The sequence below is a fragment of the Streptomyces sp. SA15 genome, assembly GCF_002291145.1.
GTDB lineage: Bacteria > Actinomycetota > Actinomycetes > Streptomycetales > Streptomycetaceae > Streptomyces.
The window spans coordinates 62,403-74,686 of sequence record NZ_NTGE01000058.1; the positions used below are offsets into that span (position 1 = coordinate 62,403).

A 12,284-nucleotide genomic window follows, 5' to 3' on the forward strand; every position below is an offset into this window, starting at 1 on the left:
TGGAGTTCGGAAGAGTGGGCGCTCGTCAACCAGCCTTTCGGTCCGCGAGGTCCCCACAACCGACCGGGCCGACCCCCCACAGGAGGACGCGAGTTGAAGCACCGACGCATACCCAAGCGGCGGGCGGCCGTGGCAGGTGCGGGTATCGCCGCACTGGTCGCCGCGGGAGTCACCTTCCAGACTGCGAACGCCAGCGAGACGCCGGAGAGTTCCGCACCCGAGACGCTGTCGGCCCTGGCGGCCGGAAAGCTGGCCTCGACGCTCGACAGGGACCTCGGCACCGACGCGGCGGGCACGTTCTACGACGCGAAGACCAAGAGCCTCGTGGTCAACGTGCTCGACGAGGCCGCGGCGAAGACCGTCGAGTCGGCCGGAGCGCAGGCCAGACTCGTCCAGAACTCCCTCGCCGAGCTCAAGAGCGCCCGCAGCACGCTGAAGCAGGACGCGACCATCCCGGGCACCTCCTGGGTGACCGACCCGACGACCAACAAGGTCGTCGTCACCGCCGACCGTACGGTCTCCAAGGCCGAATGGGCCAAGCTGACCAAGGTCGTCGACGGGCTCGGCGCCACGGCCGAACTCCAGCGGACGAAGGGGGAGTTCAAGCCCTTCATCGCGGGCGGCGACGCCATCACCGACGGCAGCGGCCGCTGCTCGCTCGGCTTCAACGTGGTCAAGGGCGGCGAGCCGTTCTTCCTGACCGCCGGCCACTGCACCGAGTCCATCTCCACCTGGCAGGACTCCAGCGGCAACGAGCTCGGCACCAACGAGGTCTCCAGCTTCCCGGACGACGACTACGGCCTCGTCAAGTACACCGCCGAGGTCGACCACCCGAGCGAGGTGAACCTCTACGACGGCTCCGCCCAGGAGATCACCGGCGCGGCCGAGGCCACCGTCGGCATGAAGGTCACCCGCAGCGGCTCCACGACCCAGGTGCACGACGGCACGGTCACCGGCCTGGACGCCACCGTGAACTACGGCAGCGGCGACATCGTCAACGGCCTGATCCAGACCGACGTCTGCGCCGAGCCCGGCGACAGCGGCGGCTCGCTCTTCTCGGGCAGCAACGCGATCGGCCTCACCTCCGGCGGCAGCGGCGACTGCACCTCGGGCGGCGAGACCTTCTTCCAGCCGGTGACGGAGGCACTGTCCGCGACCGGTACCGAGATCGGCTGACGCCCTCTCCGGCTCGCTGAAGCCACGTGAAGTCCCGCCCCCCGCACTGAGGGGCGGGACTTTCGTGTCGTGGGCGGTGCGCCGAGCCCCCGGCGGGCAGCGTCGGCGCCGGGGGCTGCGTCATGCCCTCGCGGCCGGGTCGTGGGGTGTTTGCGCAGGTGGGGCGGGGCGGAACGGATGTCGCACGTATATTCGAGAAGGCGCAGCCGGGTCAGCAGGCCCCCGCACGGGACGCCGGGGTCGACGCTCGCGGCCCGTCGGCCGCGGCGTCCCGGTCGCCGATGTTCGCGGCGGTGACCGCGACGGCAAGGAGCAGGCCGAGCGTGTCGGTCACGATGTGCCTTTTGCGGCCCGGCACCTTCGTCCCGCCGTCGTAGCCGCGTGAGGCGGCCGGCACCGTCGCGGCGGCCCGTACCGACCGCGCGTCGATGATCCCCGCCGTGGGCTCGGCCTGGCGGCCCTCGTGTTCACGGACCTTCCCGCGCAGCGGTGCCCGACGCTCCGTTCCGTTACGGAGGGTGTCGTCCTTGGCGCAAACCGTTGCCTGTCGGTCTGCCACGGATCTGAATTTGCGGCGGCATGGTGCGCGCTGATGGGGCGATTTCCTCCAACTGCGCCGTCTGGCTGGAGAGGTGACGGAGTGGCGCCTTTTCGGCCACTGCTTCCCCCTTCAGTAATCGTTGATGTGTTCGAATTTGGTCGCTGACCGGGGCTGATGGGGTTAGAGTAATCGAACGAGCGTACGGCGGACATACTGGGTATATGTCCGAAAAGGGGTGGAGTGATGGAGGTGCGGCATGGCGGGCTTCGCCCATCTGCACGTCGCGTCCGGTTACTCCGAGCGCTACGGCGCCGCCCATCCCGAGCATCTCGCCCTGCGGGCGGCCGAGCGGGGCGTGACGGCGCTCGCGCTCACCGACCGGGACACGGTCACCGGTGTCGTCCGGTTCGCGCAGGCCTGTGCGGGAACCGGGGTTCGGCCGATCTTCGGTGTCGACCTGGCGGTGGAGGCCCTTGCGCCCCCGCCGCCCGCCCAGCGGCGCCGCACCCCGGCACGCGGTGGCGCGCACATCCTCGAGCCGCCCCTGCGGTTCGTGCTGCTGGCGCAGGACCGGGCCGGATGGGCGCGGCTGTGCCGCATCACCTCGGCCGCACACGTCGGCACCGCGTCCGGCGCGGCACCGGTGGTGGTGCCGTGGGAAGCGCTGCGCGAGTACGGCGGCCCCGGCCTGACCGTGCTGCTCGGGCCGCTCTCGGAGCCGGTGCGGGCCTTGGCGGCCGGGCGTGAAGACGTCGCGATGAAGTTGCTGGCACCGTGGCGGGAGATCTTCGGGAGTGGGATCAAGCTGGAAGCCGTAGTGCATAAACGTTTCAGCACCGGACCTGGATCGCTCCGGCTCGCTGCCCGCACCCTGGCGCTGGCCGACCGCACCCACACCAACGCGGTGCTCTCCAACGCCGTCCGCTACGCCGACCCGGACCAGCACCGCCTCGCCGACGTCCTGGACGCCGCCCGGCTGCTGCGGCCCATCGACCGACGCCGCCTGGACAGCGGGCAACGCTGGCTCAAGGACGAAAGGGCGATGACAGCCGTCGCGCAGCTGGTCGCCGAATGCGCCGGAGCGGATGCCCGCCGGGCGCGCCGCCTGGTGGCGGACACCGCTGCCACGGCAGCCACGTGCGCCGTCGACCCCGGAGCGGATCTGGGGCTGGGCACGCGGCACTTCCCGGAACCCGCGCTCTTCGGCGCCGAGCCCGGAGCCGGGGGAGCGGCACGGCTGCTGCGCCGGCAGTGCGAGGCCGGCATGGCCCGACGGGGCCTGGACCGCGACCGGGTGGCACTCGACCGGCTGGACCAGGAACTCGCCGTGATCTCCCAGCTGGACTACGACTCGTACTTCCTCGCCGTCGGGCAGGTCGTGGCCGACATCCGGGAGAAGGGCATCAGGGTCGCGGCCCGTGGCTCGGGTGCCGGTTCGATGGTCTGCCACGCGCTGGGCATCGCCACGGCCAACCCGCTCGACCACCGCCTGCTGTTCGAACGTTTCCTGAGTGTGCGCCGCAGGTCGCTGCCCGACATCGACATCGACGTGGAATCCGCCCGACGGCTGGAGTGCTACGACACGATCTTCGACCGGTTCGGCAAGGAACGGGTGGCGGTCACCGCCATGCCCGAGACCTACCGGGCTCGCCGGGCCCTGCGGGACACCGGCCTCGCCCTCGGAATCGCGCCCGCGGACGTCGACCGGATCGCCAAGAGCTTCCCGCATCTGCGAGCCGCCGACATCACCGGCGCCCTCGTCGAACTGCCCGAACTGCGGCAGCTGGCGGCCGAGGCGCACCGGTACGGGCCGCTGTGGGAACTCGCGGAGGGCCTCGACTCCCTGGTCCACGGCATGGCCATGCACCCCTGCGGAGTGGTCATCAGTGACGCGACCCTCCTGGACCGGCTGCCGGTGCAGCCCACACCGCAGGGCGACTACCCCATGGCCATGGCGGCAAAGGAGGAGATCGAGGACCTGGGCAACATCAAGCTGGACGTCCTGGGCGTTTTCGCCGCTTACTTTGTGTGTCGCTATAAGTACCTGAACAGGCACTCGAGTGAGGCATCGAATCTCTTGTTCTATGCATTTCCTCGTGTGTCATAAGTACGCTGGGGCGCATGCTGCTTGAGAGGTTCAACGCGGCCGGGTGGGAACAGTGGGACGTTCAACGGCTTCCGGCGATCCCTGACGGGATGCCGATCTTGGTTGACGACGATCTACTGTTCGCCGACGGTGTCTCGCGGCGTCCGGCCACGGTGGTGAACCGATGGCTTAGGGACTTGCCGAATAACAAGGTTGCCTCGGCTGGAAGTTGGTGGGCATACGGGCGAGCTGTGAAGGCTTGGATCGAGCACCTGCATGTCCATGGAATCGAATTGTTCGACACGCGTGTCCGATTGAAAGACGCGTTGAGTACTTACGCCGCTTTTCATGAGTCCGGCCCGATCGGCGAGCGTTGGCAGGCGACTTATTGGAACCAGCAGGTGAGTATCCTGTCCGGTTTCTACCAGTGGGCGGTCGCCGAAGCCGGAGTCAGTGCCGTTCCGTTCACCTACAAGCAGGCAACGGCTGCGTTTGGTGGTACCAAAACCACGGTGATGACGAACCTGGCCACGAGGCGGGTCGGGAAGCCTCATGTGACGGTCCGCTACCTGGAACCGGAGTTCGAGGATCTTTTCCTCAAGGGGCTGGGGGGACTTGGTCCCGATGGCGCTGCGGATATGAACTTCCACGGCCGGGAGTTGTCGAGGAATGGCGCGGGTGGGGCGTTGGCCTTGGGGACGGGGATGCGTCGTAGGGAGTTCAGCATGCTGCTGGTGTATGAACTTCCTGCGCTACCAAGGCGCCCGACCGAGGTGCCGATCGAGTTCCCCGTGCCGGCACCACTCGCGAAGGGGCGGAAGTTCAGGCGGACTTGGATCACTTTCGAGGACCTTGAGCGGGTGCACGGACATGTCCGCCTGGACCGGCAGATGACCGGAGTCGGATCTACGTGGACGCCCCCGCGGTCGTGGGGAGAGCCTTTGTACGTGACCGAGCCGGATGTGCGCGGTGGCCGGGTGAACGGCACTCGCGTCCTGTGGGGTGCGCTGACGCCGGCTGAACGTATGAGACTCGTTGCCCCCGAAGGTGGTTCGTGCCTGCTCTGGCTCAAAAGCCGCGGAGCCCCGTTCACCGCTTGGTCCACCGTCTTCGAACGAACCTCTCAGCGAATCGCCAAACGATGGGACCCGCGGTTTCCCCACGTGTATCCGCACCGGTGCAGGCACACGTTTGCCATGCGGACCCTGGAAAAGCTTGCGCGTGGCTACTACGCGAGTGCCGCCCAACTAGGTTCGGGCGACGCAGATGCGGTGTGGCTGCACTTCCTGACTGCCAATGAGCCGTTGCTGATTCTGCGCGATCTTCTTGGCCACAGCAGCGTCCTGACCACGGAAATGTACGTCAAGCGCCTTGATGTGTCGCGCATTTATAAGCAGGCATATGCCTCCTCATATGAAGCCCGTGCAAGTTCGCTTCAACTAACCAAGGCAGAAATTGAAGTGGAAGCCGAGTTCAAAGAGGAGGGCAGTTGATGCCCGCACGTTTGGTGAAATCCCCGCTGGGCGTGACCTGCACCTTCAGTAAGGGCCGCACCAGATCACTGACTCTCACACTCGCGGAGGGTTACCAGGGTGCTCTTGCCGAAGACCTCTTGACCGGGCTCGTTTCCCTCGTCCATCCGCATGGCCGGGTCGATTCCGCGGGATTGGTGCGGGACTACGTTCTGTCGATCAGGCTCATGGTCGATGCGTTTGATGGACGGACTCCAGGCGGTGCGCGGGATTTGACCGTTGCGATGCTTTCCGAGTTCTGGCTCTCACATTCCAATCGAGCCGAGCGGCATACGAGGGCCATGCTTCTCGGGTTGGAGGAAAGTGGGGCTGGGCTGCGAAGCGAGGCGAAACGGTTCACGGAGGGAAGAAAGTTCAATCGTGCGCGCCGGTCGGAGCCGCTCGCGCCGTATACGGAGGACGAATGGACAGCCTTGCAGGAAAGATGCCAGGAGATCGTCAATGCCGCCTATGCCGACCATCAGGCTGCCCTGAAGGAGTTGGAGGCGGTCGACGAATCCGCCCTGCTGGAGCCAACGCCGGCAGGAGTATTGCGATTCCTGGCGCGAAATGGTCCAGCTACCACCGGTGAGATCTCTATGTATTTCGGGATCAGGAACTCGGTGAGGCAATCGGCCCTGCAAGTCGGACCAACAAGTGTGCGGTTGTTCCCATCTGTAGAGACAGCTTTCGCCTACCGGACCTTGTTCGCTGCGCGTAGTGGAATCGTTCCAGACGGCATCGAAGACTTGGGGCTTGGGGACATCGATTGGGCGGGAGACAAAACTGTTCTGCTCAACTACTTCAAGGGGCGCACCTCGCGCGAGAGCAACAACCTGCCCAAGTCGGCCGTAGCCATCCTCCAGCAGTGGCTGAAGCACTCTGAGTTCCTGCGGAACTTCGCTAGCCCCGAAACACGCGGAGCTTTGTGGATCCGATGTAGACGAGGTGCACCTGGCCTGATCGTTTCGAGACCCATAAGCAACGGAGAGTATCTGCGGCTCCAGGGTCTGCGACTGCCGGTACGAGTGTCCGCGCCGCGAGTGCGCACGACGTTCGAAGCGCTACGGGACCGTAGCCACTGGCACGGCAGCGAAAGGGCAACCATCGACCCCAACCATTCGTCTCAGACGGAGGCGGAGCGGTACGTGGGCAAGCCGACTCCCAAACAGCGCGACTTGCTGGACTCCGTGATCGAGGACGGCCAAGGCGACATGTTGAAGCGGGCCCGGACGCCGCTGAGGGTGGTGACTGCGCAGGACGCAGCGGAAGCTGCACAGCAACTGCCGAGAGTTGTGGCAGAACTGCAACTGGATGAGACCGTGATTGCTGAACTGACAGGCGCGGAGCGCGACGTGTTCGCTGCCTCCTGTGTGGACATCTTTGCTGGTGTGTTCGGGCCGAAAGGTAAACCGTGCCCGGCACGTCCGTGGGTGTGTCTGGCCTGCCCGCTGGCTGTCTTTGCGCCCCGCCATGCGGTAAACCTTCTGCGGCTCAAGGGATTCTTCACTGAGCAATGGCGACAGATGCCGTCAGGTGAGTTCATGCGGCATTTCGGCTACTACTCGTCCAGGGTCGACGAGGTGATTCGCAGGTTTGAAGACGGTGTCATTGATCGCGCCCGTCGGTGCCTGGAGACGGAGCCGAGCGCGCTGCCTCTGCGTCCTGAGGAGACAACAGCATGAAGCATGAAATCGAGACCGTCGCTGTACGGCAGTCGATTTTCGCGGGTCTTTGGGTGTGCGCGGAGGCCGATCTGCTCATGCCTGCTGGTGTACCCGGACCTTGCTTTGACGACGACATGTGGGATTTCGCTGATGTCGTGGGATTGCCAGCCCAATGGGGAGTATCCGAATTACGCTTTAACTTCCGTAACGTGGAGAACCCCGTATGGCGTTTGGTAGCGAAGGAGTACAGCTTCGCATTGATGGCGCCCGCCCATCCGGCAGTTGCCCATCTGCCGCTTGCGTACCGCACAGCACGGAGCATCCGCACCTGCTCTGCCAAGTTCGGACGCCTGACGGGCTGGCTGAATTGGCTCAGCCGCAACGGTGTGCACAGTCTTGCCCAGGTCGGCGACCGAGAATGCGATGGCTATCTGATTGAGGCCCGCAAGGTTCGAGACCGTAACAGTGGAGCCGTGGTGCGTACATCTGGAGACGGTGAGGTGCGTGCTGCAACCAGACCAGTCATCGAACTGGCATTTTATGGCGGTCTGTTCCCGGATGATTCCTATGCGGAAGGCTACCTCCCTTGGAAGGGCAGGCATCCGGGCACTGTTGACGGAACCTCGGATGTGTGGACGGCGAACCGTACTCCCGAGGTGGAAGACGAACTGCTACGCCCATTGCTGGCCGCTGCCCTGTACGTGACGGAGCACATCGCGCCGCGGATCATCGAGCTGCGCAAGCAGGTACCCGATGAGGCACCGGCCTCTGGGAATCGGTACCCGAGAAGGCCGCCGATCCGGGAGTTCCAACAGCTTCTCCAGCGGTACGTCCGGTCCGGGAGGCCGCTCCCTCAGATCTACGTCGCAAAGGTCGTCGAACGGCTCAATGATGGCTGGTCAGCAGAGGATCCGTTGCTGTTGCTGTCGTTGTCGCATCTGGCGAGGGAGGCGGGTTTTCGGCAGTTCCGTCGCCCCTGGATCGAGGAGTTGCGGCCGCTCTTCGAGAAAGCCGTAGCTCAAGTAGGAATCGAGTACCCCTACGGGCGGGACGCGGAGCTCATCAGACGGGCAGACGGAGAGGGCGAGGTTCCTTGGACAGATCCGGTATCCCCCCGGGACGTCGCTCTCCAGATGTCCATGCTGGTTTGGGCGGCAGCGGTGATCGTGGTGGCTGCTGTTGCTGGTATGCGGTCGTGTGAGTTGATGGAATTCGAAAGTGATTGCTGTTTGCCGCCTGAAGAGCGTGCTCCGGGACTTTTTCGCTATCGCGTCCAGGGGAAGCTGATCAAGGGGCAGAAGTTGGGCGGAGTTCGCGACGAGTGGGTCGTGGTGAAGGAGGTGTGGGACGCCATGAGGACTGCAGCAGCTGTGACTCCCAGCCGTGAGCGGGCCGGCCGAATCTTCGGGCGATTCGCCTTTGACTCGTGGTCCAATCAGTTTCGCGCCTGGGTCAACGGGCACGCTGGACGTCGTCTCGGGCTTGATCCAATCCCGGACGGCGCGGTCACGTTGAGGATGCTGCGGCGGACGCTCGCTGTGGAGATGGCATACCGGCCGCACGGGCTGATGGCGACGAAGTTTGCACTGAAACATCTGCATGCGACCACGACCGAGGGTTACACACGCCGCCCGGGTGGCGCCCAGGGCAAGTTCCTTGCTGAGGTTCAGAGCTTGGAGGAGACCCGCAACGTGGAGATCCTCGTGGAGGAGTTCGAGAACTTCCAGGACGGAATCATGCCCGCCGGACGGGGCGCGACCGAACTTGTGACGTTCTTCGAGTACATCGACGAGCTTGTGAAGGAGCATGCGGCGGATGAGACGAATGTGCTCATGAACGACACAGAGATCTTGGGGCTGATGCGCAAACGCGCGAACATCCTCCACATTGGGTTGGCGAACTACTGTTGGTTCGCCGATCCTTCCCGGGCGCTCTGTCTGATCCTGGCCGACTCTACGGACGCGGATCAGCCCCTGATCGGGATGTGTGACTCGGCCCGCTGCCCGCAGGCGACCCATCACCAGCGACATCGCCCTGTATGGGCCGAACATGAACGTAGGCAGAAGGTGTTCCTCGGGCAGCTCGGTGTTACGCGCAAGCTGGAGGGCCCGCGCCAGCAGGCCGAACTGGAGCGGACTCAGCGGGTCTTGGCAGAGATCGACGCCGCAGGAGCGGATACGTGAGGATCACAGCCGAGCAGAGACGGCAGAACGAGGACCGAATCCGCGCCGCAATGGATCGCCTGCTGCGAGGCGAGATTCCAGCCGGTGGCAGGTGTGACGTACAGACTCTGGCGGCCGAGGCTCAAGTGGCGCGGGCCGCGTTCTACAGCGGTCGCCCGTACGAGCATCTGCGCAATGAGTTTGAGCGCAGGTTGGCGGCCATACGTGAAAGCGGGGCGATCCCCGACCCGAGGGACGCGCAGATCGCCCGTTTGAAGGAGTCGATCGCGAAATTGAAGGAGCGATTGGCCGTCAGCGAGGCGAAGGAAACCGAGCACGACAGCTTCCGCGAGTTGGCTCTGTCACGACTAGCTGCCCAGCATGACGAGATCGAACGGCTTCGGGAGTTGCTGGACGTCAGTGGCGCGATTCTACCGCTCGTCGGGAGAGTTCCTGGTCAGAAGTGATCAATCCTTATTGAAGCTCGCCGATTATGAAGAGCGTGCTTATCCCACTGGATGGGCGTTGATCCAGGAGAGACCACCGAGGTCGAGTCGGTGGCGTGCGCGTGTGACGGCGACGTAGGCGAGGCGGGCGTCGGTGTCGGTGATTGGTTCCGGGACCGGCTTCCCCTGGGCGTCGAGTTGGTCGGTGTCCTTGGGAGGTGGGAAGTCGTCGCCGATCTTCACGGTGGACCATTCGCGCCCTTTCGCTTTGTGAGCCGTGGATACGGTCACGTCGGCGTGCTCCTCGTCCGTGAGTCCATCGACTGCGGCGAGGATCCCCTCGGGACCGTGCGTGTCGACCAGGTCGACGAAGGGCTGGAGATCGCCGCCGGCGGGGTCGTACGCCACGTAGTCCTGTACTTCGCCCCAGGAGGCAAAAAGGACGAGTTCGGGATGGCTGGTTCGGCGGCCTTCTTTGAGGTCGCGCGCAGCCAACGCCAATGCGGCGAGCGTGTGGCCGCCACGGGCCAGGGCGACGCGGCGGCCTTCGGCGAGGAGCCGCATGACCTCGGCCATGGCACCGATATTGGTGCGACACAGCACTGCATCCGGGGTGTCGATGTCTCCGACTTGTGTCGGCATCGTCTCGCTTCCGGTCAACCGGATGGGCGCCTCGGCGAGCTCGAGCCAGCGGTTGGCCTGTTCGGCCAGGAGGGGGCCGAAGCGGAAGGAGCGGGTGAGAGTGAGCGCGGTGGCGTCATCGAAAGCAGTCATCACGTCGCGGGCGCCACGCCAGCCGTAGATGGCCTGAGCGGAGTCACCCACCATGACGAGCTGAGCGTGGTCGCGCTGGGCATGGAAGACCTGTTCCAGGACGGGGTTGGTGTCCTGGGCTTCGTCGAGGAAGAGGAAGTCCGCTTCGATCTTCGGCTGAGTCAGGGCCCACATTTTCAGATAGTGGTCGTGCTCGAAGTGGGCCACTCCCTGGTCGGTGGCCCAGGGCGGCGTACGCGGTCGCATGGGCGGTCCTGCACGTCACCGTGCGCGGGAAGCGCGTAGCGGCGTGGCAGGCGATGTCCTTGTTGAAGGCGACGTAGCGGCCGCGTCGTTTGGTGCTGGCGGCGAGCATCTCGAGGGTGGTGGTCTTGCCAGTGCCGGCTCCCGCTTGCAGGGAGAGGTGGTGTCCTGCGCGGAAGGCGTCGGCGGCGTGAACCTGCTCGTCGGTCGGGGTGGACACAATGGCTCCTCAAGAAGGGGCGGAGGCACACGTGCCCCTTGGCCGGCGGTGGGGATGGGTCAGGAGAGTGCGCGCGGCGCAGAGCAGTAGTTCTTCCGGGGTGTGCTCGCCCAGAAGCTCTTCCAGTCGGCTTGTCAGATGGCGGGCACGCCTTTCTCCGTCCCTGCTAACGGCGTCGGTCACGACCCGGCTCAGGAAGTCCCGGGGCCGTTGACCGTGGGCTGCCGCAGCTTGGCGGACGGTGGTGTGGGCGGCGCGGCTGAGGGCGACGTTCAACAGGACCCGGCCCTGCTGGTCCGGGTAGTGGGTGGTGAGAACGTCGATAGGCAGTACGGCATCGAGCCGGTGGCGTAGCGCCCGCACGGCGCGGCCAGGAGTCTTAGCGCGCTGTAGGGCCAGCAGTCTGGTGCGGCTGGTGTCGCTGGCCAGAGCCGCGACACGACGGGCACGGCACAGCTCATCGTCCGTGGCGGGCCGGGTTAGGGCGATTTCGACCGCGTGGTGGCTCGTCATGGCTGTGGCGCCCTTCTGCTTCGGTCGGCAGGCCCTGGACGTCGTCTGATCGTGGGGAGCCGGGTGTGGATGTGGTCGTGGTGGACGAGCGGATCGAAGGGCTCCCACTCGGCCACGGTCACATCGGGGGCCGTGGGAATGGCGGCGTGTTCTGGGCAGCGCTGGGCTCGCCAGCGCAGTTGATCGGCATAGGTCAGATGGGTGAGCGCGTAGACGGCCATGACGTCCCCGTGCAACGGAAGTTGGCCGTACGTAGCAGTGGTGGGCGCGAGGGTCCAGACGCCTGCCGGGGACCCAGGTGTGAGCAGTGGACTTGTGCAGCGGTGACGTCTGCGGGTCTGGGCGACGCACTGGATCTCGTCCACCGGGCGGCTGGCTAGGTAGCGGACGTACAGGAGTTGTACGACAGGACGAGCCGGCCGACACGTAGCCGTCGGGGAGTCATCGCCGTTCGGCGGAGCGGCAGGGGGAACGAATGCGCCGCGGTCGATCAGTCGGCGTGTGTTGACCGCCAGAGCGCGGCGCAGTCCTGCCAATTCGGGGGCAGGAGGGGCGTCGCGGGCAGGGCACACCAGGGTGTGTGGCAGGCGGCACCAGGTGCTGCCGTCGCCCGCCGGATGAGCGACACCGCGGCTGACGTGCCAGTGGCAGGCAGCAGGCACCTTCTCAGCGGGCAGTTCGTCAGGATGCAGGCGGACGGGCCGCTCGTTGGTGCGGTGGTACCACTCGATGCGGTTGCCGCAATCCCGGCAGCGGTCGCTTTGGCCGCACCGCAGCAGACGGCTGGCACTGTCGCCGCTGACGCGGAGGGAACGTCTGGTGTGGACGTGGACAGGGCTGCCGTCCCGGCGATGTGGAGAAGGGGGTGTGGAGCGCATGTGGGCGAACCTGCCAGCCAACACGCCGCTCAACCGGTGTCGCTGCCGCAGTTGTCCCCTGGACGGC

The 12,284-nt window shown here is 65.6% G+C and carries 7 protein-coding genes and 3 pseudogenes; 7 read left to right on the forward strand and 3 right to left on the reverse strand.

Features of this window, described 5'->3' with window-relative positions:
* Positions 1-93: 93 nt before the first annotated feature.
* Complete coding sequence (locus CLM62_RS10055) at positions 94-1,176, forward strand: S1 family peptidase (protein WP_095749497.1); 1,083 nt, start codon at positions 94-96, stop codon at positions 1,174-1,176.
* Between the two features lie 268 nt (positions 1,177-1,444).
* Here the strand turns inward: CLM62_RS10055 and CLM62_RS10060 are convergent.
* A pseudogene (locus CLM62_RS10060) lies at positions 1,445-1,663 on the reverse strand (transposase); the annotation flags it as partial.
* Positions 1,664-1,973: 310 nt separating this feature from the next.
* Between CLM62_RS10060 and CLM62_RS10065 the strand changes: the two are divergent.
* From CLM62_RS10065 to CLM62_RS10085, 5 genes and pseudogenes are all read left to right on the forward strand, one after another.
* Positions 1,974-3,728, forward strand: a pseudogene (locus tag CLM62_RS10065) (PHP domain-containing protein); the annotation flags it as partial.
* Positions 3,729-3,838: 110 nt separating this feature from the next.
* The gene (locus CLM62_RS10070) at positions 3,839-5,296 is read left to right on the forward strand and encodes a site-specific integrase (protein WP_095749498.1); all 1,458 of its coding nucleotides are present in this window, start codon (positions 3,839-3,841) and stop codon (positions 5,294-5,296) included.
* Entirely contained in the window at positions 5,296-6,999 is a 1,704-nt protein-coding gene (locus CLM62_RS49270; protein WP_143658995.1) for a hypothetical protein, read from the forward strand. The genes CLM62_RS10070 and CLM62_RS49270 overlap by 1 nt, the downstream gene beginning before the upstream one ends.
* Entirely contained in the window at positions 6,996-9,164 is a 2,169-nt protein-coding gene (locus tag CLM62_RS10080) for a site-specific integrase (RefSeq protein ID WP_143658997.1), read from the forward strand. The genes CLM62_RS49270 and CLM62_RS10080 overlap by 4 nt, the downstream gene beginning before the upstream one ends.
* The gene (locus CLM62_RS10085; RefSeq protein WP_095749501.1) at positions 9,161-9,610 is read left to right on the forward strand and encodes a hypothetical protein; all 450 of its coding nucleotides are present in this window, start codon (positions 9,161-9,163) and stop codon (positions 9,608-9,610) included. The genes CLM62_RS10080 and CLM62_RS10085 overlap by 4 nt, the downstream gene beginning before the upstream one ends.
* A gap of 39 nt (positions 9,611-9,649) precedes the next feature.
* Here CLM62_RS10085 and CLM62_RS10090 read toward each other — a convergent pair.
* Positions 9,650-10,826: pseudogene (locus tag CLM62_RS10090) on the reverse strand (UvrD-helicase domain-containing protein).
* Between the two features lie 138 nt (positions 10,827-10,964).
* Here CLM62_RS10090 and CLM62_RS49920 point away from each other — a divergent pair.
* On the forward strand, positions 10,965-11,180 hold the full coding sequence (locus tag CLM62_RS49920) for a hypothetical protein (RefSeq protein WP_179382033.1): 216 nt from the start codon (positions 10,965-10,967) through the stop codon (positions 11,178-11,180).
* A 155-nt stretch (positions 11,181-11,335) separates the two neighbouring features.
* Here CLM62_RS49920 and CLM62_RS51325 read toward each other — a convergent pair whose 3' ends face one another.
* Positions 11,336-12,217 carry a DUF6083 domain-containing protein gene (locus CLM62_RS51325; RefSeq protein WP_095749608.1) on the reverse strand — a complete coding sequence of 294 codons (882 nt, stop codon included), beginning with the start codon at positions 12,215-12,217 and terminating at the stop codon, positions 11,336-11,338.
* Between the last annotated feature and the right edge of the window lie 67 nt (positions 12,218-12,284).